The following is a 21,272-nucleotide window of genomic DNA, read 5'->3' as shown; positions in this document are numbered from 1 at the left end:
TGCGCGATGGTGGACGTATGCATGCCAAAGACATCCTCATCGACGGGTACCACCGCATCCAGGAAGAGGTCCACGCCGCCGTCGAGGGCCTGGGCCCCGACGACCTTGCCGCCCGGCCCGCCGCCGGGGCCAACTCGATCGCCTGGCTCGTCTGGCATCTCACCCGCGTCCAGGACGACCATGTCGCCGACGCCTTCGGGCTCGACCAGGTCTGGCTGACCCAGGACTGGGAGAAGCGGTTCGGCCTGGACCTGCCGCGCCACGACACCGGGTACGGGCACAGCGCCGCACAGGTCGCGAAGGTCCGGGTCTCCGACGGCGACCTGCTGACCGGGTACCACGACGCCGTGCACGCGCAGAGCCTGACGGCGCTGCGCGCGCTGACGGCGGCGGACCTGGAGCGGGTCGTGGACGAGCGCTGGGATCCGCCGGTCACTCTGGGCGTACGGCTGATCAGCGTCCTGTCCGACGATCTCCAGCACGTCGGACAGGCCGCCTACGTCCGCGGGCTCCTTCAGAGCGCGGCGGCGTAACCCGGAAGGACGACGTTCTCGATGAGGGCATTGCGCTCGTCGAACGGCACGAACGCGCTCTTGAGGGCGTTCACCGTGACGGTGCGCAGGTCCTCGACGGTCCAGCCCGCCTCCTGGACGAGCAGCGACATCTCGCGGGTCATCGTGGTGCCGGAGACCAGACGGTTGTCGGTGTTGAGGGTGACGCGGAAGCCGAGGTCCTTCAGCGCGGTGATCGGGTGCTCGGCGATCGAGCCGGCGGCGCCGGTCTGGAGGTTGGAGGTCGGGCACATCTCCAGGGCGATACGGCGGTCGCGCACCCAGCCCGCGAGCCGGCCGAGCTTCCCGTCCACGATGTCGTCCGTGATGCGCACGCCGTGGCCGATGCGCTGGGCGCCGCAGATTTGCAGGGCCTGGTGGATGCTGGGCAGGCCGTGCGCCTCGCCCGCGTGGATGGTGAAGGGGACGTTCTCGCGGCGCAGGTGCTCGAAGGCTTCGAGGTGGTCGGCGGGCGGGAAGCCGTCCTCGGCGCCGGCGATGTCGAAGCCGACGACGCCCGCGTCCCGGAAGGCGACCGCGAGGTCGGCGGCCTCGCGCACGCGGTCGAACATCCGCATGCCGCAGAGCAGCGTGTTGACGCGGACCGGCGTCCCGGCCGCCGCCGCCTTCGCCATGCCGGCCGCGAGGCCCTCCTGGACGGTCTCCACGACCTCGGCGAGGCTCAGCCCGCCGTTGACGTTCAGCTCGGGGGCGTAGCGGACCTCGCCGTAGACGACCCCGTCGGCCGCCAGGTCGAGGACGTACTCCTCCGCGGTGCGCAGCAGGCCCTCGCGGGTCTGCATGACGGCGAGGGTGTGCTCGAAGGTGGCTATGTAGCGCACCAGGTCACCCGAGTTGGCGGCCTCGAAGTACCAGGCGGCTAGTTCGTCGGGGTCGGTGGTGGGCAGGGTGTGGCCGACCGCGGCCGCGAGTTCCACGACGGTGGCGGGGCGCAGGCCGCCGTCGAGGTGGTCGTGCAGAACGGCTTTGGGGAGTCGGCGGAGGGTGTCGGTGTCGATGTGGGACGCGGTCATGGGTGTCTGTTCCTCGGCAGGTGGTTCTCAGGTGGTGGCGGGCTGGAGCAGGTCCCAGCGGTTTCCGTACAGGTCCTGGAAGACGGCGACGGAGCCGTAGGCCTCGTGGCGGGGCTCCTCCAGGAAGGTCACACCGGCGGCGAGCATGCGTGCGTGGTCGCCGGCGAAGTCGTCGGTGTGCAGGAAGAACCCGACGCGGCCGCCGGTCTGGTCGCCGATCCGGGCGCGCTGGGCGTCGCCCTTGGCCCGGGCGAGCAGCAGCCCGACGCCGTCCTGGCGGTCCCCCGGCCGCACGACGACCCAGCGGGCGCCGTCGGGGCGGGCTTCGTCCTCGACGAGCCGGAACCCGAGCGCCTCGGTGTAGAAGCGGATCGCCTCGTCGTAGTCGTCGACGACAAGCGTGACCAGGGCGATGCGACTCATCGTGGCCTTTCGGGGATGTGCGGGGGCTGTCGGGAGGTGCGATTGACGGGAGAGGTTATACGTAAAACGTTTCGCACGCCAGTCGCCTTCGCGGTGGCGATGACCGAGGGTCTTCGTCGGGGCCAGGGCGGATCTGGGAGCGGGGTCCGGTGCCGTGCTTCGCAAGGCGGAGGAGGGCGTCGGGGCGGAGCCCTGGCGACCGACGACAACGCGGCGAGGTGGGTGCCAGGGCTCGCGAGCCGGCCTGATCCGAACGAGAAGCCCTAGGTCGCGAGCCCGAGGCGCGGTCGGGACCGTGGTCCGAGGCGGAGGACCCCTCTCCGTCGCTACCGTCCGGGCCATGAAGATCACGAAGCCGCCCCGCACCCCCGGGCAGCGCAAACGGGAACTGCTGGACCGGCTGGAGCACGAAGTCGACATCTGGGTCGCCACGGCGGACCGGGAGGGGCTGCCCTGTCTCGTCGCGCTGTGGTTCGCCTGGGACGGCGAGCACCTGTGGCTGTCCACCCGCCTCACCAACCCCACCGGCCGCAATCTCCGGGAGGGCGGCCGGGCCCGCCTGGCCCTCGGCGACACGCGGGACGTGGTCCTCGTCGACGGCGAGGTCGAGACGTACACGCGGGAGGAGGTACCGGCGGGGGCCGCCTCGGCGTTTCTTGCGAAGACGGGCTGGGATCCGGGCCGGGACAGCGCGTCGTACGCCTATTTCCGGGTGCGGCCGGTGGCGGTGCAGGCATGGCGCGAGGAGCACGAGCTGCCTCGTCGGCATCTGATGCGGGACGGGATGTGGGTCGTGTAGACGCCGCCACGTGGGTCCCGCCGAGCCGTTCCCGGGGGCCGCGGGCAGCGGGGCCCGGGGACGGTGCCGGGGGCCGGGGACGGTGTCGGGTGCGGCGACGCGCCGGACCCGTCGGGCCCGCCCGGCCCGTCGCCGGATCAGGTTCCGGGCGTCCCACGGGCACGGGGGTCGTGTAGACGCCGCCACCCGGGTCCCGCCGAGCCGTTCCCGGCGGCCGCCGGCAGCGGGGCCCGGGGACGGCGCCGGGGTGCGGCGACGCGCCGGACCCGCCCGGCCCGTCGCCGGATCAGGTTCCGGGCGTCCCGGGCGTCCCACCGGTGCCGCGGTGGGCCGCGTTCAGGAGGTCCAGCTCCCCGGCCGTGAGGCGCAGGGCGCCCGCCGCCACGTTCTGCCCGAGGTGGTCCGGGTTTCCGGTGCCCGGGATGGCCAGTACGTGCGGACCCTGGGCGAGGGTCCAGGCGAGGCGGACCCCGGCGGGGGACGTGCCATGGGCCCGGGCGACGGCGAGTACCGCCTCGTCGTGGGCGCTGGTCGCGCCCTGGGCTCCGCCGTCACCGGCGATGGCGAAGAACGGCACGAAGGCGACGCCCTGTTCGCCGCAGACGTGCAGGAGTTCCTCGGTTGCGGGGGCGTGGTGGCCGAGGCCGTAGCGGTTCTGCACGCTGACGACGGGGGCGATGGCCTGCGCCTCGGCGAGGTGACGGGCTTCGACGTCGGAGATGCCGAGGTGGCGGATCAGTCCGGCTTCGCGCAGTTCGGCGAGGGCGCCGAAGTGCTCGGTGATCGACTCCTGGCGCATCCGGCGCAGGTACACCAGGTCGAGGTGGTCGCGGCCGAGCTGGCGCAGGTTCTCCTCCACGTGGCCGCGCAGTTCCTCGGGGCGGGCCGAGGCGCCCCACTCCCCCGACCAGTCGCGGAAGGGGCCGACCTTGGTGGCGATGAGCAGGTCGTCCGGGTACGGGGCGAGCGCGCTGTTGATGAGCTCGTTGGCGGAGCGGAGGGCGGAGAAGTAGAAGGCGGCGGTGTCGATGTGGTTGACGCCGAGGTCGATCGCTCGTCGCAGCACGGCGATCGAGCGGCCGCGGTCGCTCGGCGTGCCGAGGTGGAAGGCCGCGCTGCCGGTCAGCCGCATCGCGCCGAAGCCGATACGGCCGACCGTCAGGCCGCCGACGTTCCAGGTGCCCGCGGCATCCGCGGTGATCGTTCCGGTGGTCATCCGAGCAGTTTCGCACGCACCGCGCGTGGCCGGTCCGGGCCGGCCACGCGGACCCTCAACAGGCCACGGTCTCCTCGCACTTGCGCAGCGCCTCCTGGACGTCGCTGCTCCAGTGCCGAGCCGTGCGGGGGGTGGCCGAGGACACGGTGTGCACAGTCGGCTCCCGGCGTTCGGGCAGCGCGCCGGTCCTGGCTCGCCGACGCTCCTTGACGGGCGGCGCGCCGTGGGCGGCGACCTCCTCCACGATCTCGGCCAGATCGCCGTCTGGAAGGGGGAGTTCGAGGTCGTCGTCGACGAAGCCGACCACGGCCGGCACGTACTCCACCAGGGCGCGCAACGCCTCGGGCAGTCCCCTCCCGCCGCGGCGCAGGCCGCTGAGCACATGCAGCGCGGTGGCGATCTCCAGTTCGGTGGCCTCCCGGCTCAGGGTGGCGGGGGTGATCTCCGTGTGGCGCAGCCACCAGTCGGCCTCCTCGTCCTCGCCCATCGAGCGGTGGTGGAGGTAGAGGCAGTACGAGGAGACGGTGTCGGAGGCGCCGGCGCCGTACTGCCACCAGAAGCGGGCGCTGTCCTCGCAGTCGGCCAGGTAGAGGAGGCTGCCGAGGATGCGTGCCCCGGAGGGCTCGGGCAGGGCGCTGCCGAGGAAGTTGCCGATGCCTTTCAGGGCCCCGGTGCGGGTCAGCAGCGCCTCGCACAGCGAGGTCAGGTCCCGGGCCGCGGGGTGCGTTCTCGGGGTTCTGCGGGCCGCCGCGGCGCGCTGCGGGCACACCCTCGCCGACGGTCCGTCGGGGCCGCCCGCCGCGACCCGGGCGGCGATCCGGGCCTCGGCGGCGTCGATGTCCGAGCGCCTGTAGGGGGCCGTGGGCATGAGGCGCGCCCCGGCCAGCAGGGTGTCGATGTCGCTCGCGGTGTCGAAGGTCATGACCGCTCCGCCTCCTCCTCGGCGCACGCCGTGTAGATCTCCCGGAGCCGGCGTTTGGCATAGCGCTCGGTGGAACGCACTCCGGCCTCGGTGATCCCCAGGTGGAACGCCACGTCGGCGGTGCTGTAGCACTCGCAGTAGCGCAGCCTGATGACGTCCCGCTGACGCTCGGGGAGAGCGGAGATCGCGCGGAACAGCCGCAGGTTCTGCTCGATCACCTCGAAGGCGTCCTCGGCGCCCTGGAGGGTGACCGTCTCGAACACGGCCGTGTCGATCAGGGTGGCGCGCCGGCCACGGGCCCGGGCGTGGTCGACGACGCGGTTCTTCATCACCCGCCACGCGTAGGCGGCGGGGTTCTCGGCGCGCAGTATCCGCGGCCACTGCCCGGCGATCTGGACGAACGCCTCGTCCACGGCCTCCTCGGCGTCCGCCCGGCTGCGCAGACAGCGCTCGGCCTCACGGACGTAGCGCGGGCGGTGCATCCGGTGGAAGGCGCTGAAGTCCAGGGGCAGCTTCTCCGGCGCCCGCGGGTTGCCCGCGGGACGCAACTCCTCCTGGGTCACCGATCGCCCCCCGGGAGCCGGTGGTCCATCTCCCGGACGCCCACCCGCACGAGTGCGGCGACGAACCGGCGCGCGAGGATGAGGACGCCGGGCCCGAAGACCCGGAGGGCTAGCACGGACAACGCCACGTCGCGGGCGAGCTGTTCGAACTGGTCGTTCACGGACCCTTCGGTCCTTCCGCTGGCGGTGCGGGGCTCATGGACCCCGGAAGGCATCGGTCACACCTTCTGCCTCCACGGCGTGCGGCGGGGCCGTTTCGTGCATGCCGGATTCGAAAGTCCGATGGAATTGGCCGTTTCGGACTACGGACCGTGCCGTTCCGGGCTAATACCCGTTCCCCGGCTGCCGCTTGGCGGGCTACTTCCGCCCACTCCCGCCCGCTTTCGTACGCGCACCCCCGCCGCCCGCGCCCCTCCGCTCCGCTCCGCTCAGTGCAGCGGCTTCTCCAGCACCGCCTTGCGGTGGCTGAACGTCTCGATGGAGTAGCGCCCGTGGTAGTTGCCCATGCCGCTCTCGCCCACCCCGCCGAACGGCAGGTCGGAGACGGTGAGATGGGCCAGCGGCAGCCCGTAGCCGAGGCCGCCGGAGGAGGTCTCGGCGGCGATGCGGCCGCGGGTGTCGTCGGACTCGGTGAAGACGTACAGAGCGAGTGGCTTGTCGCGGTCGTTGACGAAGGCGATCGCCTCGTCCAGGTCGCCCACGGTGACGATCGGCAGGATCGGGCCGAAGATCTCCTCCCGCATCACGGGCGACTTGGGGTCGACGTCGGCGAGGACGGTGGGCGCGAGGTACTTGTCCGTACGGTCGTTGCCGCCGCCGACCACGATCCGGCCGGAGTCGAGCAGACCGGTGAGCCGGTCGAAGTGGCGTTCGTTGATGATGCGGCCGTAGGCGGCCGAGGTCTGCGGGTCTGTGCCGTAGAGGGTCTCGACCGCGCGCGTCAGCAGGGGTTCGAGGGCGACGGCCGTCTCCGGGTCGGTGAGGACGTAGTCGGGGGCGACACAGGTCTGGCCGGCGTTCAGGAACTTGCCGCGGGCCAACCGGTCGGCGACGACGGTGAGATCGGCGTCGCGGTCGACGAACGCGGGCGACTTGCCGCCGAGTTCGAGGGTCACGGGGGTGAGGTGCTCGGCGGCGGCGCGCAGCACGATGCGGCCGACGGCGCCGTTGCCGGTGTAGAAGATGTGGTCGAAGCGCTCGGCGAGCAGGGCCGTGGTCTCCGGGATCCCGCCCTCGACGACGGCGACCGCGTCGGTGTCGAGGTGGGCCGGCAGCAGTCGGGCCAGCGCGGCGGAGGTGGCGGGGGCGAGCTCGCTGGGCTTGACGACCACCGCGTTGCCGGCGGCGAGGGCGCCGACCAGCGGGGCGAGCAGCAGCTGGGCGGGGTAGTTCCAGGGCGCGATGACGAGGACGACGCCGAGCGGGTCGTACTGCGTCCAGGCACTCGCGTCGGCGCCGAGATGGGCCGGGACCGGGGCGGACTCGGGGCGCAGCCACGCGTCCAGGTGGTCGAGGGTGTGGTCGATCTCCCGGACCGTGAAGTCGATCTCGGTGCGGTACGCCTCGGTGGAGCTCTTGCCCAGGTCGGCGTGGAGCGCGGCGGCCAGTTCGGCGCCCTGCTCCGTGAGCAGCTCGCGCAGGCGGCGCAGCTGCCCCGTGCGCCACGCGACGGGCCTGGTGCGTCCGGTGCGGAACGTGGCGCGCAGTCGGGCTACGACGTCGGCGGGCTGCTCGGGAGTGGCGGCGCTGGTCACGGTGCCTCGCTGGGGTGCACGGGCCTCGCGGCCCTGGGTTGTCGTGGCGAGCGGTCCGCTCGTCCTCGGTGCGAGCGGGAAGCTCGATGTATATGCCAACCTTTCGCGTCCCGCATGCATTCCCGGACGCGACTACTCGTCGGCGCCTCCGACGAGTGCGCGTCTGCGCCGGTCGAGGAAGGTCTGTTCCGCCGGGCTCTCGCTCAGCGCGAGGGCGGCCCCGTAGGCGTCCACGGCCTCGGCGACCCGGCCCAGCCGGCGCAGCAGGTCGGCGCGGACCGCGTGCCACACGTGGTAGCCGCCGAGGTCCAGCCCGTCGACGAGGTCGAGGGCACGGCCCGGCCCCTGTGTCTCCGCCACGACGACCGCACGGTTCAGTGCCACGACCGGACTCGGGGCGAGGTCCATGAGCTGGTCGTACAGGCGCAGGATCTGCCGCCAGTCGGTGTCCGCGGCGGTCGGCGCGTCGCTGTGGACGGCCTGGATCGCGGCCTGGACCTGGTACGGCCCCGGCCGGTCGCGGCGCAGACAGCGGCGGACGAGTGACTGCCCCTCGGCGACCTGGTCCCGGTCCCATCGGCCGCGGTCCTGCTCGGGCAGCGGTACGAGCGTGCCGTCGGCGTCCTCCCGCGCGGCCCGGCGGGACTGGACCAGCAGCATCAGCGCCAGCAGGCCGGTGGCCTCGGGCTCGTCCGGCATCAGCTCGGCGAGGAGCCGCCCGAGGCGCAGGGCCTCGGCACACAGGTCCGGGTCACCCCCGTACCCCTCGTTGAAGATCAGGTAGACGACGGCGAGCACGCCCTCCAGGCGGTCGGGCAGGTCGGCGTCGCGAGGGACGCGGTAGGGGATGCGGGCGTCCCGGATCTTCGCCTTGGCGCGGACCAGGCGCTGGGCCATGGTGGGCTCGGGGACGAGGAAGGCGCGGGCGAGCCGGGCGGTGGTGAGCCCGCCGAGGAGGCGGAGGGTGAGGGCGACCTGGGCCTGCCGGGCCAGTGCGGGATGGCAGCAGGTGAAGATCAGACGGAGCCGGTCGTCGCGCACGGGGCCCTCCTCGGCGGGCGGGTCGGCGGCGTGCAGCAAAGCGGCCTCGGCGTGCCGGGCGGTGCGGGTGGACTCCCGGCGCAGCCGGTCGACGGCCCGGTTGCGGGCGGTCGTGATGATCCAGCCGGCCGGGCTCGGCGGCACACCGGTCTCCGGCCAGCGCCGCACGGCCGTGGTGAAGGCGTCCTGGACCGCTTCCTCGGCGAGGTCGATGTCGCCCAGATGGCGGACCAGGACGGCGACGGCGCGGCCGTACTCGGCTCGGAACACGGCCTCGACGTCGAGCGGCATCAGGCCTCGCCCATGAAGGGGCGCACCTCGATGGGAAGGGTGGTCGCCCACGTCGCCCGCCGGCCCCAGTGCAGGGCGGCGTCGAGGTCCGGCGCCTTGATCAGGCAGATCCCGCCGAGATACTCCTTGCCCTCGGCGTACGGCCCGTCGGTGACGAGGACCTCACCGCCGCCCGGCCGCAGCACGGTGGCCGTCTCCGGTCCGTGCAGTCCTCCGGCGAACACCCAGGCACCGGCCTCGCGCAGTTCCCGGTGGAACGTCTCGAGGTTGCGGCTGATCTCCGCCATCCCCTCGGCCGAGGGGGGTTCGCCCTCGCTGGGCGTGATCACGCTGAGCAGGTAGTGCTTCATGACGTCCTCCATGCGGTCGTGCCGTCGTGTCACCTCCTACACGAACGGCGGTCCCCCGGATCGACACCCCACCCGAGGGAACCGGAAGAATCCCGCCCATGACCGCACCGCACCCCCTCGTCACCCGCGCCCGCCGCCTCGCGGACGACCTCCTCGTCCCGCACGCCGAACAGGTCGACCGGGGAGAGGTCCCCATGAGCCACCTCGCGGAGATCAGGCGCTCGGGCCTGCTGGGGCTGAACGCGCCGAAGGAGTACGGCGGGGCCGCGGCACCCGCCGCGGTGGTGCGCGAGACGGCGGAGATCCTGGCCGGCGCGTGCTGTTCGACCTGGTTCGTGCAGACGCAGCACCACACACCGGTGCTGACGCTGGCCGGGAGCGAGGGCGCGGTACGCGAACGCCTGCTGGGCCGGCTGGCGACCGGAGAGGTGTTGTCCGGGGTGGCGTACGCGCACCTGCGGGCGCACCCGCGCATCCCCGTCCGGGTCGGCCGGGAGCGGACCGGCTGGCGCTTCGACGGCACGGTCCCCTGGTACACGGGGTGGGGCCTGAACGACGTGCTGCTTCTCGCCGGAGTCACCGACTCGGACGAGGCGCTGTTCGCCTTCGCCGAGGCGCGGGAGCAGCCGGGCCTGCGGGCCTCGGCTCCGATGCGCCTGGCCGCCCTCACCGCGGCCCGGACGGTGTCGCTGGAACTGGACGGCCTGTGGCTCCCGGAGGAGGCGGTCGTGCTGCGCACTCCGTACGAACAGTGGGCGGCGACGGACCGCGCGAAGACGGTGAACGCCAACCCGGCGGTCTTCGGTCTCACGGAGGCGGCTCTCACCCTGCTGGACGAGGACACGGCGACCCCCTTGCGCACCCGCCTGGCCGAGCTCCGCGGTGAGGCTTACGGCTTGGCCGACCATGCGGCCCCGCACGAGCACCACGCGGAGCGGCTGGTCCTCAGGACCCAGGCATACCAGGTGATGCAGGCCGCCACCACGGCGGCGGTGGTGACCGGAGGCGGCCGCTCGATGCTGCTGACCGGCAGGGCCCAGCGCCTGGCGCGCGAGGCCCTGTTCCTGTTGGTGCAGGGCCAGACGCGGGAGTCACGCGCGGCCCACCTCGGCGCGCTGGCCGCCTGACGTCTCGCCCGGTTCGCCGTGCGAACCCTCGTCGGCCGCGTCCCCGGCCGGCGACCGCGGTGTCCCGGTCTCCTCGCCCCTGTCGGCCGCCCCGACCGCGACAGCCTCCGGGTCGACGGTCGCGCCGGAGGGTTTGCCCACCTCCGACAGCGTCATCTGCGCCCGGTCGTCGACCAGACGGGTCACCAGGTGCTGGGCGGCGCCGAAGACCGCCGCCCAGGCGAGGACCTGGGCTCTGCTGTCCAGGTCGCTGAGCCCCGGGACGAAGGCACCCCTGATCAGCAGCACGCCGAGGAAGGCCGACAGGGCGCCGGTGGGGAACTTCAGCACCGCCGACGCCAGAGGCAGCATGTAGGGGGCGCTGGTGCCCCGGATGTGTCGCAGTGAGGCGATGACGGTGAGTGCCGCGCCGGCCAGCCCGGCGATCTCGACGGTGAGGATGTCCCTCGGCAGGGCGTGGCTGCTGGGAGGCTTGCCCGGCTTCACGTCCGGATAGTCCATGCTGGGGCACACCACATCCATCCCGTTCACGTCACCGGGACCGGCCTTGGGCGTGAAGCACAGGCTCAGCGAGCTGGGCGAGAACCAGCCGTAGAGGGCGAGGCCCGTCACGCCGAGAAGGACGACGAACGTGGCGGTCCACAGGATGTTGCGCAGGCTGCGGACCCGGGCCAGTTCGGCGTCCAGGCTGCTGTACGCCCCGTCGAGCGCCCGGACCATGAGTTCCCGGTCGCTCGGCGTCAGGTCACCGGAGAGGATGTGCCGGATCCGCTGGGCGAGCCTGATGCGCTGTGGGTTGTCCTTGTCCAAATGGCGTTTCACCAACGCCATGACCTCGCCGGCGCGGCCGACGGCCTCCGCGCCGGGCACCAGTTGGAGCAACAGCACATCGGCGCTGCGCAGATTCGACCAGACGCCTTCGCGGGCGGTCGAACCCGACCACGGCCGCCGCCATCCGAATCTCTCGTCCGCCGCGGCCCGGGCCCTTTCGAGATGGCCTTTCATTCCCTCGATGAGGGCCTTGCGGCCGTCGGGACAAGGCCTGGCTTCTTCGCATTTCAACTGCACTTCGAGATAGGCGAGGCGGGCTTTGGCCCGTGCCCGCCAGGGCGACCGCGGCGGTCGGGGACGCAGCTTTGCCGCGAGCCCTCGGCGCGCACGGGCCCGGAGGTCCTCCGAGACCGCCACGGCGGTATCCATTGCCGATCTCCGTCGCCGCTCGGGCGGGCTATTCGCTCATGTGGAGCGCGGGTACATGGAGTTTCTCCCACGAGGCCCGCCCCGGAATGCCATCGGCATCGCTGCCGATGAAGCCGAGTTTCCGCTGCCACTTGGCGTAGGACTTCCGGTCGGCCTCGCTCCACTGGAGGTCGGGCTCGTCGGGATACGCGGAGCAGCCCTCATCGATGAGGCGCCAGCCCATGACCTCGATGATCGGGCTGCTCACGGACGACTGGAAGAAGTCCTTGCCCGGGAAGGGCTCGTCGTCGTCGACCGGCACCGCGGTCGGCTCCGTCACGCGGACCCGCTGTCCCGGGTGAATCAGGTTGGCATTCTTGATCTGGGGGTTCCACTTCCTGACCTGGGCCAGTGTCACATGGAACATGCCCGCGATTTCGGAGAGCGTGTCGCCCTCCCTTACCACATAGAACTCCGGTGTCGCATTCATACGGACCATGCTAATGAACAATCGAGAAGAATTCGACAGGACAGCCCATCGGGCAGGGCCAGTTGAATATTCGCCAGTTGAATATTCGATTGAATGGCCCACGAAATTACCGTGCGGCCGCCGTGTGGACGAAAAGGCCGCCTCAGCTCGTGAAGGGCACCTGCGCCGAGTGGGCGACGTCCGCGCGGAACGGATGCCTCCACAGTCCCTCCGCGGCCAGCCGTGGCAGCACACCCTCACCGAACCAGTACGCCTCCTCCAGATGCGGATACCCGGAGAGCACGAACTCCTCGATCCCCAGCGCCGCGTACTCCTTGATCAGCCCGGCTACCTCCTCATGGCTGCCCACCAGCGCGGTCCCCGCTCCCCCGCGCACCAGCCCGATCCCGGCCCACAGGTTGGGGTGGATCTCCAGCCCGTCCCGGCTGCCGCTGTGCAACGCGAGCATCCGCTGCTGTCCCTCGGACTCGCTGCGCGCCAGCCCGGTCTGGACGGACCTCACGGTCTCCGGGTCGAATCCGGCGAGCAGCCGGTTCGCCACCGCCCAGGCCTCTTCCGAGGTGTCCCGGGTGATGACATGCAGCCGGATGCCGAACCGCAGCGTCCGCCCCTCCTTCGCGGCGAGCCCCCTGACCCAGGCGATCTTCTCCGCGACCCTGGCCGGCGGCTCGCCCCAGGTGAGGTAGGCGTCCACGTACTTCGCGGCGACCTCGCCGGCGATCGGAGAGGACCCGCCGAAGTACACCTCGGGCACCGGATCCGGCACCCGGGCCATTTTCGCGTCCTCGACCCGGAGGTGCTCGCCCTTCAGGTCGACGGTCTTGCCCTCCCACAACTCCCGGACGACCTGGAGGAATTCACCGGTACGGCGATAGCGGTCGGCCTTGTCCAGGAAGTCGCCGTAGGCCCGCTGCTCGTGGCTCTCGCCGCCGGTGACGACATTGAGCAGGAGCCGTCCGCCGGTCTGCCGCTGGAAGGTGGACGCCATCTGCGCGGCGAGCGTCGGCGAGACGAAGCCGGGCCGGAACGCGACCAGGAACTTGAGCCGCTCGGTGTGCTGGCTGACCATCGCCGTGGTCAGCCAGGCATCCTCGCACCAGGCCCCGGTCGGGGTGAGCGCACCGACGAAACCGAGGTCCTCCGCCGCGCGGGCGATCTGGCTCAGGTAGGCGACCGTCGGTGGTCGGTCCCTTCCGGAGGCGGTGGCGGGGGTGCCGTGGCCGCCGCCGACGACATGGCGGCTGTCACCGTTGGTGGGAAGGAACCAGTGGAACACGAGGGACACTTGGGTCTCCGATCGGGAATGTCCGTCTGTCGGGGCGGGCCGGCCGGGCTGGAGCAGGCCGTGGCACGGCGGCCGGGTGCCGTTCGGCCCGAACCGCCCGATGCGCTGGATCTTCCAGCAGCTCGGGTCGTGCGGGGTGTGCGTGCGGGCGTCACGCCCGTGCCGGTGCGGATCGGGTGAGTTGACGGCGGACCGGGCGCCGGACACCTCGACCGGGGCGCGCGACACCTCCACGGCCGCCCGCGCCGACCGCACATTCGCGGCGGCGACCGCGAGGGACGCCTCGGCCGTGTCGTCGGCGAGATCGGCGGGTGCCATGTCGGCCGCCCGGACGACCTGCCAAGCAGGGCCTCCGACGCCCGTACCCGGAGGGCGAGTTCACCGAAGCGCTGGATCAGCGGACGAATCCCGAGTGGACCGGGGCCGCGGATCCTCGGCGGCCGTCTCGACACCGCTCTCGAACCACGGCCGGCTCTTCGTCCGCCCGGAGTCGGCCGCCTCGGCGAGCGCGCCCGCGGCGATGACTCTGCGGCAACTGGGCGAGGCCGGCGTCGACGGTGCCGAGCAGGCGGAGGATCTCCGCGAGGGTCCGGGCCCTCCCGTCCGCCGCGCCGTGGCCGTCGGGGACGGTGACGTCGGGCAGCGCGGAGGCGGACGACCGGTCCGACTCGGCTCGTGGCAGGCGTCGTTCGCAATCCCGCGTGGCGGCTCCCGCGCGGAACTCCGTGACCGGCGAAGCGGCCACGGCGAGAACCTCGTCGTCGTCGGCGACGACCTGGGCGGACATCGTGCGCTCAGCTCGCCGCGGCCAGGTACGGTGTCCGCCCGAGCGCGGCCGAGAACTGGTCGACGACCTGGGCGAGCGCCTCGGTGGCGGCCGGGGCGATGGTGATGGATCCGTCCTCGTGGGCGGTGATGTCCTTGTCGAGGGTGAACCAGCCCTGCACGATATGGGCCGCGCCCATGGAGTTGAGCACCGGGCGCAGGGCGTAGTCGATGGCCAGGACGTGGGCGGTCGAACCCCCGGTGGCCAGCGGCAGGACCGTCTTGCCGGTGAGCGCGTACTGCGGGAGCAGATCGAGAAGCGCCTTGAGGACGCCGGAGTAGGACGCCTTGTAGACCGGGGTGCCCACGACGACCCCGTCGGCGCGCGCGACCAGTTCGGTCGCCTCGACGATCGCCGGGTGGCGGAAGTCCGCGCCGAGCAGGGCCTCGGCCGGGATCGTACGGACGTCGAGCGGAATCACCTCGTGCCCCTGGGCGGCGAGCCGCTCGTCGAGGTGGCGCAGCAGACGGCCGGTGCGGGAGGAGGCGGAAGGGCTGCCGGAGACGGACAGGACGGTGGCCATGGGTCCTCTTTCGAAGGAGCCCGGGGAGCCTCGGCTTGGCAGGGCACCCGGGTGGGAGTGGTCAGGAGTACCAGGTGAGTTCGGGCAGTTCGCCCTCGAGTACCCAGCGGCCGACCTCGTGGCGTTCGTGGGCGACGGGGTCGTGGAGCGTGTGGGCGCGGAATCTTTTCGGGCACACCGAATTCACGGGGCGCAACTGGCCTCTAAGGGCGTGCGGACCCGAAGGGGTGGGGAGGCGCGGTGAATTCAGGCGGGAAAGAAAAAAGCGCGGCGGATCGCGAAGAAGGGATCAGGCCGCGGCGCAACAGGAGGCGCTGGAGACGCGCGCGAGGTCGACATGGCGTCGCCGCGTGAGGTCCAGTCGCATCTTCATGTCCTCGATCGTGGCAGCCGTCGGCGACGGCAGTCAAGGCAAACCCGACCGGTCTCGTATCGCGGACCATCGAATTCACGAAGCTGTGACAGGGAAACCCTTGAACCCGCTTCGAACGGGACCGCATTGCTCCGTCGTGCGAAAGGAACGGCTGGAATGCACCGCGGTGGTCACCCGGCTCGTCCTCTCCGTCGGGCCGCCGAGGCACCACGCCGTTCCCAGCCCGCGTCGCGTCGAGTGAGACCGGGCGGAACCTGGAGCGTGAACCCGGGGTGGATCCCAGGCGTCGGACCACCGAGGCGGTGGCCGTCCGGCCGCGAGGCGCGCGGTTCAGGGGTGGCGGGGCTGCGCCGGGCGGCGACGGGCGGGAGCCCGGGAGGACCGGCCGTTTGAGGACCGTCCGCATCACGCCCGCACCGCCCCGCCTCCGGGGGCTCAGTCCTCGTCGCCCCACGGGACCACGACGAGGAAGGCATCCGACTTCAGGTCCATGACCACGGTCGCGGGCTCCCCCTCGGCCCGTCGCCGCGCCGCGTACTCCTCCGCCGGCCACGACCCTCGCGGGGATCCTGCGGGGAAACGCTCCAAGACCTTCGCGCCCATAGCGGCAGACACCTCCCGATGCGAAACGGACAACCTCTCCGTACTCCGCTTCCCCGGATCGGCCCGGGCATGTTCAGAGCCGTGCCGACGGATCGTCATCCGCCTTGCCGCGCCCGCGACTGAGCCGACCGGGCCACCAGGCCGGACCCTCGCCCATCGCGGTGAGGAACCGCAGAACCACCGACAGCTCCTCCTCGGTGAAACGGGAGCGCGCGGCCCGGGTCGCCTCGGCCAGCGGGCGGAAGTAGGTGCGGGCCGCCGACCGGGCGTCGGCCGCGTAGTACAGGTGGACCACCCTGCGGTCGGCGCTCTCCCGGACCCGGCGGATGTGCCCCGCGCGCTCCAGCCGGTCCACGCACGCGGTGACGGCGCCGGAGGTGAGCCCCAGGTGTTCACGCAGCCGCTTCGGCGTCATCGGATCTTCGGCGTCCAGGATCGCGGCGAGCGCCTGGACGTCCGTCGCGTGCAGTCCCTGGTCGCCCGCGAAGCCGTGCACCAGCCGGTTGATCTCGCCGTTCATCCGCCGCAGCCGAACGGCGAAGGCATGCAGGTCGGTCGGCGCCTCGGACGCCTCGGACGGCTGTCCCGGCACCCGTCCCTCACGGTCGTTCGCTGTGGCCACGGGGCCAGCGTAGTCGCCGTCCGCGATCACTCGTTCGTGCGCACAAGCCCCTGTCGCATCCGCGGCCCCGCCGCGCGTGGAAGCGATCTGCGAGGGGGCCATCCACGTGAAGGAGCGAGGCACATGACCGGAGACGGCCGCGGCACCGGAACGCTCTGCCTGGTGACCGGCGCCACCGGGTACATCGGCGGCCGCCTGGTGCCCGAGCTGCTGGCGGCGGGTCACCGGGTGCGCTGCCTGGCCCGCTCCCCCGACCGGCTGCGCGACTACCCCTGGGCCGGCGACGTCGAGACCGCGCGCGGGGACGTCACGGACGCCAGGTCGGTCGCGGCCGCCCTGCGGGGCGTCGACGTCGCGTACTACCTGGTGCACGCGCTGGGTACCGGAGAGGACTTCGAGGAGACGGACCGGCGGGCGGCACACATCTTCGGGGAACAGGCCAGGGCGGCGGGAGTGCGCCGCATCGTCTACCTCGGCGGCCTCACACCGGCCGGTGTACCCGAGCGCGACCTGTCGCCGCACCTGCGCTCACGCGCCGAGGTGGGGCGGATCCTGCTGGACTCGGGCGTCCCCGCCACCGTGCTGCGGGCCGCGGTCGTGATCGGCTCGGGTTCGGCCTCCTTCGAGATGCTGCGCTACCTGACCGAGCGGCTGCCGGTGATGGTCACGCCCAGCTGGGTGCACACCCGGATCCAGCCCGTGGCCGTCCGCGACGTGCTGCGCGCCCTCGTCGGCTCCGCCGGGATGCCGGACGACGTCAGCCGGGCCTTCGACCTCGGCGGACCGGACGTCCTGACGTACCGCGAGATGATGCTCCGCTACGCCGCCGTCGCCGAACTGCCCCGTCGGCTCATCCTGTCCGTGCCGATGCTCACCCCCGGTCTGTCCAGCCACTGGGTCGGGCTTGTGACCCCCGTACCGGCCTCGATCGCCCGGCCGCTCACCGAGTCGCTGCGGCACGAGGTGGTCTGTCACGAGCGCGACCTCGTGCGGTACGTGCCGGACCCGCCCGGTCATCCGCTCGGTTTCGACGAGGCGGTCCGGCTCGCCCTGCGCAGGGTGCGGGACGCGCGGGTCGCCACTCGGTGGTCCTCCGCGTCGGTCGCGGGCGCCCCCAGCGACCCGCTGCCCACCGACCCCGGCTGGGCCGGCGGCAGCCTCTACACCGACGTGCGCGCACTGCCCGTCGACGCCTCGCGCGCTTCTCTGTGGCGGGTGATCGAAGGCATCGGCGGCGACAACGGCTGGTACTCCTTCCCACTCGCCTGGGCCGTCCGGGGTTGGCTCGACCGGATGGCCGGCGGGGTGGGGCTGCGCCGCGGCCGCCGGGACGCCGCCCGGCTGCGGGTGGGCGACTCACTGGATTTCTGGCGGGTGGAGGAGATCGAACCCGGGCATCTGCTCCGGCTGCGGGCCGAGATGCGGCTGCCGGGTCTGGCCTGGCTGGAGCTGTACGCGGAGACGGACGCCGACGGCCGCACCCGCTTCCGTCAGCGCGCGCTGTTCCATCCGCACGGGCTCCTCGGCCACGCCTACTGGTGGAGCGTCTCCCCGTTCCACGCCCTCGTCTTCGGCGGCATGGCCCGCAACATCGCCCGGGCGGCGTCGGCGGAGGCGACGGACCGCCCACGGGAGCGGGCCCCGTAGGGATGACCGGCCGCATACGACCGGGACGCGCCCGCTCGGCACGGACCCGCCGGACCTGCCGGACCCGCCGGACCCGCCTGGGGCGGATACGCCTGGCGCTGGGTACGGCTGGGGCTGGGTACGGCTGCGGCTGGGTACGGACGCGGACACCGTTCCGGCCGACCGCCCGTGCTTCCACCGGGCACCGTCCGGCCGACCGCCCGTATTCCACCGGCCACCGCTTGGCCGACCGCCCCTGCTTCCGCCGGGCACCGTCCGACTTGCCGCCCGTGCATCCACGGGGCGCCGCTTCCCGGAAGCAATGCATCGTCCGAACCCCGCCGTCACGACAGGGATCCGGTCCGAACCGCGGTCACGAACGCCGTCCCGAACCTCTGCTCCGAAGCCCCCGCGTACCCCTGTTCCCGTGCCGAAGCCTGGCCCGGAGCCCGTCTCTTGTCCCGGAGCCCGTCCATGAACGTCTCCCTCGTCCTGTTCACCGCGGACCTGCGTCTGCACGACCACCCGCCGCTGTGCGCGGCCCTCGACGGGGCGCGGCAGGTGGTTCCGCTGTTCGTGCGCGACCGGGCGGTGGACAAGGCCGGGTTCGCCGTGCCGAACCGGCTGGCGTTCCTCGCGGACTGTCTGCGTGATCTCGACGCGGGGCTGCGCGAACGGGGCGGCCGCCTCGTCCTGCGCTCCGGTGACCTGGTGGAGCAGGTGTGCCGGGTGGCCGGTGAGGCGGACGCGGACGAGGTCCACCTGGCCGCCGACGCGAGCGCGCACGCCCGGCGCCGCGAGGAACGGCTGCGGCGCGCCCTGGAGGCGGAAGGCGTGCGGCTGCATGTGCACGACGCTGTGACGACCGCCGTCGATCCCGGGGTGGTGACCCCTGCCTCGTCGAACCACTTCGCCGTCTTCACGCCCTACTTCCGGCACTGGTCGCAGTGGCGGCTGCGCGAGCCGCTCGCCGCGCCCCGGACCGTGCGGGTCCCGGACGTCGTCGGCTCGGAGGAGCTGCCCACCCGCGCGGGGCTGTCCGGGCTGTCGCCGGGGCTGGCCGCGGGAGGCGAGGAGGAGGGCCGCGAGCGGGTCGCCTCCTGGCTGCGGCACGGCATCGGCGCCTACGAGGACCGGCACGACGACCTGGCCGGTGACGCGACGTCCCGGCTCTCGCCCCATCTGCACTTCGGCACCCTGTCCCCGGTGGAGCTCGTGCACCGGGCCCGCCGGGCGGGCGGGCCGGGAGCCGAGGCGTTCGTGCGGCAGCTGGCCTGGCGCGACTTCCACCGCCAGGTGCTGGCGGCCCGGCCCGACGCGGCGAGCGCCGACTACCGCACCAAACGCGACCGCTGGCGTTCGGAGCGGACGGCGCGCGAGGACATCGAGGCGTGGCGGGAGGGCCGTACCGGCTATCCGGTGGTGGACGCGGCGATGCGGCAGCTGCGCCACGAGGGGTGGATGCACAACCGGGGCCGGCTGCTGACCGCGAGCTTCCTCGCCAAGACGCTGTACGTCGACTGGCGCGTCGGCGCCCGGCACTTCCTGGACCTGCTGGTCGACGGGGACGTGGCCAACAACCAGCTCAACTGGCAGTGGATGGCCGGGACCGGCACCGACTCGCGGCCCAACCGGGTCCTCAACCCGGTCACCCAGGCCAAGCGGTACGACCCCGACGGGGCCTATGTACGGCGCTGGCTGCCGGCGCTCGACGGCGTGGCGGCGTCCGCGGTGCACGAGCCCTGGAAGCTGCCGGAGGCGGACCGGGCGGCGCTCGACTACCCGGATCCGATCGTCGGGCTCGCCGCGGGACTCGCTCGCTTCAGGCAGGCCCGGGAGCGTAGCTGAGCGAGCCTCACCAGTCGGGCGCCGTGCTCAGCAGGAGGTCGCGGACCCGGGCCACGTCCCGGTTCTCCACCGCCCCGGGCCGCCGGACGAGGAACGTCGTGTTGATCGGCGGGTCCGGCGGCTCGTGCAGCGGGACGAGGGCACCGGAGGCCAGTTCGCCCAGGCAGAGGTAGCGGGGCAGGACGGTGATCCCCGCCCCCGCGACGACCGCGCCCAGCACGCCGCGCAGGTCCGGCACGGTCACCGCGGCGGAGCCCGCCAGGCGTCGGCCGAAGACGTGCCGCCAGTAGCGGCGCGCGATGGGCAGGTCCTCGGCGTACGTGACCAGCGGGACGGAGTGCAGTGCCGCCGGCCCGTCGGCGGCCAGTGGTTCTCGGAGCCGGTCGGCCCAGCCCGGTGCGGCGACCAGGACGAACTCCTCGTCCGTCAGCGGGACCGCGGTGAGGGTGCGGCCGCGCGGCCGGGTGGTCGCGATGACCAGGTCGTGCCGTCCCGCCCGCAGTTCGTCGAGCAGCGCGTCGGTCAGGCCGGTGGCCACCCGCAGCCGGACTCCCCCGGCCACCAGGGGCGCCAGCGCCGGGAGCGCACGGGTGCACAGCAGTTCGGCGGGGCCTGCGAGGTGCACCGGGTCGGTCCGCCCGGCCACCGGGTCCGGGCCGGCCACGGTGGCCAGCTCGTCGAGCGGCGCGGAGACGCGAGCCGCCAGCTCGTCGGCGACGGCGGTCGGCGAGACGCCCCGCGGAAGCCGTTCGAAGAGCTCGCGTCCGGCCTGCCGCTCCAGTGCGCGCATCTGCGTGGTCACGGTCGGCTGGGACAGACCCAGCAACTGAGCGGCACCGGTGAACGAGCCCGAGCGGTACACGGCGAGGAAGGTGCGCAGCAGGTTCAGATCCAGGTGATCCGCCTGCCGGCCGTCGGTGTGCTCCACCGGCCCCAGTATTCCTTCCTCACCCATAGGAATCCCAATGCCTGACATGGGAATCCTCATTGGCTCCCTATCCGTCGACCGCCTAGGTTCGACTTCGACAGGCACCTACCCGTCGGCGGTCCGAGATCCGGCCGCCGGCACCGACACCCCCCGGAGTTCACCCATGGCCAAGATCCTCTTCGTGCTGACCGGCGCCGACCACTGGACGCTCGCCGACGGCGCACAGCACCCCACCGGCTTCTGGGCGGAGGAGGCCGTCGCTCCCTACGAGGCGTTCCGGGCGGCCGGCCACGAGGTCGTCGTCGCCACGCCCGGCGGTGTCGTCCCCACCGTGGACAAGGGCAGCCTGGCCGCGGAGGCCAACGGCGGTCAGGAGGCCGCCGACCGGATCTCCGCCGCGCTCGACGCCATGACGGAGCTGCGCCGGCCCGTGCGCCTGGAGGACGTGGCCCTCGGCGACTACGCGGCCGTCTTCTACCCGGGCGGACACGGCCCGATGGAAGACCTGGCCGTCGACGCCGTCTCCGGCCGGCTCCTGGTCGACGCCCTCGCCTCGGGCAAGCCCCTGGGTGTCGTCTGCCACGGCCCCGCGGCCCTGCTCGCCGCGGTCAGCGAGGACGGCTCCAACGCCTTCGCGGGGTACCGGGTCGCCGCGTTCACCAACGCGGAGGAGCACCAGGCCGGTCTCGGCGACAAGGCCAAGTGGCTGCTCCAGGACCGGCTGACCGAGGCCGGCGTGGATGTACAGGTCAGCGAGCCGTGGGCACCGTACGTGGTGGTGGACCGCAATCTGGTCACCGGCCAGAACCCCGCCTCGTCGGCCCCGCTCGCCACGGAACTGCTGAAGAAGCTGAGCTGAACCCGAGCCGACTCGAACGGGTACGCCGATCGGCCCGAT

23 protein-coding genes and 1 pseudogene are annotated in these 21,272 nt (G+C 72.7%); 6 read left to right on the top strand and 18 right to left on the bottom strand.

Annotated elements, in window-relative coordinates; all coding sequences use genetic code 11:
• Positions 1 to 17 precede the first annotated feature (17 nt).
• Positions 18 to 533, top strand: coding sequence for a DUF664 domain-containing protein (locus ACIPFH_RS17510; protein WP_401827409.1), 516 nt, complete (start codon positions 18 to 20; stop codon positions 531 to 533).
• On the opposite strand, the gene ACIPFH_RS17505 is transcribed toward ACIPFH_RS17510, so the two are convergent.
• Together ACIPFH_RS17505 and ACIPFH_RS17500 are read right to left on the bottom strand one after the other, a co-directional pair.
• The gene (locus tag ACIPFH_RS17505; protein WP_401827408.1) at positions 515 to 1,585 is read right to left on the bottom strand and encodes an adenosine deaminase; all 1,071 of its coding nucleotides are present in this window, start codon (positions 1,583 to 1,585) and stop codon (positions 515 to 517) included. The genes ACIPFH_RS17510 and ACIPFH_RS17505 overlap by 19 nt on opposite strands.
• Before the next feature lie 27 nt (positions 1,586 to 1,612).
• Complete coding sequence (locus tag ACIPFH_RS17500) at positions 1,613 to 2,008, bottom strand: VOC family protein (protein ID WP_401827406.1); 396 nt, start codon at positions 2,006 to 2,008, stop codon at positions 1,613 to 1,615.
• 340 nt (positions 2,009 to 2,348) lie between these two features.
• Between ACIPFH_RS17500 and ACIPFH_RS17495 the strand changes: the two genes are divergently transcribed.
• Entirely contained in the window at positions 2,349 to 2,807 is a 459-nt protein-coding gene (locus tag ACIPFH_RS17495; protein ID WP_401827405.1) for a pyridoxamine 5'-phosphate oxidase family protein, read from the top strand.
• Positions 2,808 to 3,093: 286 nt separating this feature from the next.
• Here the strand turns inward: ACIPFH_RS17495 and ACIPFH_RS17490 are convergent, their stop codons facing one another.
• The 7 genes from ACIPFH_RS17490 to ACIPFH_RS17460 form a co-directional block, all read right to left on the bottom strand.
• Positions 3,094 to 4,023: an aldo/keto reductase gene (locus ACIPFH_RS17490; protein WP_401827403.1), complete on the bottom strand. Its 930-nt coding sequence runs from the start codon at positions 4,021 to 4,023 to the stop codon at positions 3,094 to 3,096.
• Between the two features lie 55 nt (positions 4,024 to 4,078).
• The gene (locus tag ACIPFH_RS17485) at positions 4,079 to 4,945 is read right to left on the bottom strand and encodes a hypothetical protein (protein WP_401827402.1); all 867 of its coding nucleotides are present in this window, start codon (positions 4,943 to 4,945) and stop codon (positions 4,079 to 4,081) included.
• The gene (locus tag ACIPFH_RS17480) at positions 4,942 to 5,508 is read right to left on the bottom strand and encodes a sigma-70 family RNA polymerase sigma factor (protein WP_356248005.1); all 567 of its coding nucleotides are present in this window, start codon (positions 5,506 to 5,508) and stop codon (positions 4,942 to 4,944) included. Before ACIPFH_RS17480 ends, ACIPFH_RS17485 begins: the two co-directional genes overlap by 4 nt.
• Positions 5,505 to 5,669, bottom strand: a complete 165-nt coding sequence (locus tag ACIPFH_RS17475) for a hypothetical protein (protein ID WP_356248007.1) — start codon at positions 5,667 to 5,669, stop codon at positions 5,505 to 5,507. Before ACIPFH_RS17475 ends, ACIPFH_RS17480 begins: the two co-directional genes overlap by 4 nt.
• Before the next feature lie 267 nt (positions 5,670 to 5,936).
• Positions 5,937 to 7,262 carry an aldehyde dehydrogenase family protein gene (locus ACIPFH_RS17470; RefSeq protein ID WP_401827400.1) on the bottom strand — a complete coding sequence of 442 codons (1,326 nt, stop codon included), beginning with the start codon at positions 7,260 to 7,262 and terminating at the stop codon, positions 5,937 to 5,939.
• A 132-nt stretch (positions 7,263 to 7,394) separates the two neighbouring features.
• The gene (locus tag ACIPFH_RS17465) at positions 7,395 to 8,594 is read right to left on the bottom strand and encodes an RNA polymerase sigma factor (protein WP_401827398.1); all 1,200 of its coding nucleotides are present in this window, start codon (positions 8,592 to 8,594) and stop codon (positions 7,395 to 7,397) included.
• The gene (locus ACIPFH_RS17460; RefSeq protein ID WP_356248013.1) at positions 8,594 to 8,944 is read right to left on the bottom strand and encodes a YciI family protein; all 351 of its coding nucleotides are present in this window, start codon (positions 8,942 to 8,944) and stop codon (positions 8,594 to 8,596) included. The genes ACIPFH_RS17465 and ACIPFH_RS17460 overlap by 1 nt, the downstream gene beginning before the upstream one ends.
• A gap of 98 nt (positions 8,945 to 9,042) precedes the next feature.
• Between ACIPFH_RS17460 and ACIPFH_RS17455 the strand changes: the two genes are divergently transcribed.
• On the top strand, positions 9,043 to 10,071 hold the full coding sequence (locus ACIPFH_RS17455; protein WP_401827396.1) for an acyl-CoA dehydrogenase family protein: 1,029 nt from the start codon (positions 9,043 to 9,045) through the stop codon (positions 10,069 to 10,071).
• On the opposite strand, the gene ACIPFH_RS17450 is transcribed toward ACIPFH_RS17455, so the two are convergent.
• From ACIPFH_RS17450 to ACIPFH_RS17415, 8 genes and pseudogenes are all read right to left on the bottom strand, one after another.
• Positions 10,036 to 11,076, bottom strand: coding sequence for a hypothetical protein (locus ACIPFH_RS17450; protein ID WP_401827394.1), 1,041 nt, complete (start codon positions 11,074 to 11,076; stop codon positions 10,036 to 10,038). The two genes, ACIPFH_RS17455 and ACIPFH_RS17450, sit on opposite strands and share 36 nt — an antisense overlap.
• A 223-nt stretch (positions 11,077 to 11,299) precedes the next feature.
• Positions 11,300 to 11,740 (bottom strand): peptidoglycan-binding protein, encoded by a 441-nt coding sequence (locus ACIPFH_RS17445; protein WP_401827392.1) that lies wholly within the window; start codon positions 11,738 to 11,740, stop codon positions 11,300 to 11,302.
• 142 nt (positions 11,741 to 11,882) lie between these two features.
• Positions 11,883 to 13,025, bottom strand: coding sequence for an LLM class flavin-dependent oxidoreductase (locus ACIPFH_RS17440; protein WP_401828047.1), 1,143 nt, complete (start codon positions 13,023 to 13,025; stop codon positions 11,883 to 11,885).
• A gap of 51 nt (positions 13,026 to 13,076) precedes the next feature.
• Positions 13,077 to 13,812, bottom strand: a pseudogene (locus ACIPFH_RS17435) (acyl-CoA dehydrogenase family protein); the annotation flags it as partial.
• A gap of 7 nt (positions 13,813 to 13,819) precedes the next feature.
• On the bottom strand, positions 13,820 to 14,374 hold the full coding sequence (gene ssuE, locus ACIPFH_RS17430; protein WP_356248021.1) for an NADPH-dependent FMN reductase: 555 nt from the start codon (positions 14,372 to 14,374) through the stop codon (positions 13,820 to 13,822).
• Positions 14,375 to 14,663: 289 nt separating this feature from the next.
• Positions 14,664 to 14,741 (bottom strand): putative leader peptide, encoded by a 78-nt coding sequence (locus ACIPFH_RS17425; protein ID WP_350786652.1) that lies wholly within the window; start codon positions 14,739 to 14,741, stop codon positions 14,664 to 14,666.
• 441 nt (positions 14,742 to 15,182) lie between these two features.
• Positions 15,183 to 15,350, bottom strand: a complete 168-nt coding sequence (locus ACIPFH_RS17420; RefSeq protein WP_356248023.1) for a hypothetical protein — start codon at positions 15,348 to 15,350, stop codon at positions 15,183 to 15,185.
• A 73-nt stretch (positions 15,351 to 15,423) separates the two neighbouring features.
• Positions 15,424 to 15,972: a MarR family winged helix-turn-helix transcriptional regulator gene (locus ACIPFH_RS17415; protein WP_401827390.1), complete on the bottom strand. Its 549-nt coding sequence runs from the start codon at positions 15,970 to 15,972 to the stop codon at positions 15,424 to 15,426.
• A gap of 123 nt (positions 15,973 to 16,095) precedes the next feature.
• On the opposite strand from ACIPFH_RS17415, the gene ACIPFH_RS17410 reads away from it, so the two are divergent.
• The gene (locus tag ACIPFH_RS17410; RefSeq protein ID WP_401827389.1) at positions 16,096 to 17,619 is read left to right on the top strand and encodes an SDR family oxidoreductase; all 1,524 of its coding nucleotides are present in this window, start codon (positions 16,096 to 16,098) and stop codon (positions 17,617 to 17,619) included.
• Positions 17,620 to 18,072: 453 nt separating this feature from the next.
• Positions 18,073 to 19,446 carry a cryptochrome/photolyase family protein gene (locus ACIPFH_RS17405; protein WP_401827387.1) on the top strand — a complete coding sequence of 458 codons (1,374 nt, stop codon included), beginning with the start codon at positions 18,073 to 18,075 and terminating at the stop codon, positions 19,444 to 19,446.
• Between the two features lie 7 nt (positions 19,447 to 19,453).
• Here ACIPFH_RS17405 and ACIPFH_RS17400 read toward each other — a convergent pair whose 3' ends face one another.
• Positions 19,454 to 20,374: a LysR family transcriptional regulator gene (locus ACIPFH_RS17400; RefSeq protein ID WP_401827386.1), complete on the bottom strand. Its 921-nt coding sequence runs from the start codon at positions 20,372 to 20,374 to the stop codon at positions 19,454 to 19,456.
• A gap of 163 nt (positions 20,375 to 20,537) precedes the next feature.
• Here ACIPFH_RS17400 and ACIPFH_RS17395 point away from each other — a divergent pair, with 163 nt between their 5' ends.
• Entirely contained in the window at positions 20,538 to 21,233 is a 696-nt protein-coding gene (locus ACIPFH_RS17395) for a type 1 glutamine amidotransferase domain-containing protein (RefSeq protein WP_401827384.1), read from the top strand.
• Positions 21,234 to 21,272 lie beyond the last annotated feature (39 nt).

Source organism: Streptomyces sp. NPDC088157 (assembly GCF_044741545.1).
Taxonomy (GTDB): Bacteria; Actinomycetota; Actinomycetes; order Streptomycetales; family Streptomycetaceae; genus Streptomyces.
Note: the sequence above shows the minus strand (reverse complement) of the source record. Positions and strands in the feature narration are given on the sequence as shown.

Coding starts and splice junctions, on each gene's coding strand:
- ACIPFH_RS17420 (WP_356248023.1), bottom strand. CDS start 15,350: ATGGGCGCGAAGGTCTTGGAGCGTTTCCCCGCAGGATCCCCGCGAGGG.
- ACIPFH_RS17455 (WP_401827396.1), top strand. CDS start 9,043: ATGACCGCACCGCACCCCCTCGTCACCCGCGCCCGCCGCCTCGCGGAC.
- ACIPFH_RS17425 (WP_350786652.1), bottom strand. CDS start 14,741: ATGCGACTGGACCTCACGCGGCGACGCCATGTCGACCTCGCGCGCGTC.
- ACIPFH_RS17465 (WP_401827398.1), bottom strand. CDS start 8,594: ATGCCGCTCGACGTCGAGGCCGTGTTCCGAGCCGAGTACGGCCGCGCC.
- ACIPFH_RS17510 (WP_401827409.1), top strand. CDS start 18: ATGCATGCCAAAGACATCCTCATCGACGGGTACCACCGCATCCAGGAA.
- ACIPFH_RS17405 (WP_401827387.1), top strand. CDS start 18,073: ATGAACGTCTCCCTCGTCCTGTTCACCGCGGACCTGCGTCTGCACGAC.
- ACIPFH_RS17485 (WP_401827402.1), bottom strand. CDS start 4,945: ATGACCTTCGACACCGCGAGCGACATCGACACCCTGCTGGCCGGGGCG.
- ACIPFH_RS17460 (WP_356248013.1), bottom strand. CDS start 8,944: ATGAAGCACTACCTGCTCAGCGTGATCACGCCCAGCGAGGGCGAACCC.
- ssuE (WP_356248021.1), bottom strand. CDS start 14,374: ATGGCCACCGTCCTGTCCGTCTCCGGCAGCCCTTCCGCCTCCTCCCGC.
- ACIPFH_RS17495 (WP_401827405.1), top strand. CDS start 2,349: ATGAAGATCACGAAGCCGCCCCGCACCCCCGGGCAGCGCAAACGGGAA.
- ACIPFH_RS17445 (WP_401827392.1), bottom strand. CDS start 11,740: ATGAATGCGACACCGGAGTTCTATGTGGTAAGGGAGGGCGACACGCTC.
- ACIPFH_RS17450 (WP_401827394.1), bottom strand. CDS start 11,076: ATGAAAGGCCATCTCGAAAGGGCCCGGGCCGCGGCGGACGAGAGATTC.
- ACIPFH_RS17505 (WP_401827408.1), bottom strand. CDS start 1,585: ATGACCGCGTCCCACATCGACACCGACACCCTCCGCCGACTCCCCAAA.
- ACIPFH_RS17490 (WP_401827403.1), bottom strand. CDS start 4,023: ATGACCACCGGAACGATCACCGCGGATGCCGCGGGCACCTGGAACGTC.
- ACIPFH_RS17395 (WP_401827384.1), top strand. CDS start 20,538: ATGGCCAAGATCCTCTTCGTGCTGACCGGCGCCGACCACTGGACGCTC.
- ACIPFH_RS17410 (WP_401827389.1), top strand. CDS start 16,096: ATGACCGGAGACGGCCGCGGCACCGGAACGCTCTGCCTGGTGACCGGC.
- ACIPFH_RS17500 (WP_401827406.1), bottom strand. CDS start 2,008: ATGAGTCGCATCGCCCTGGTCACGCTTGTCGTCGACGACTACGACGAG.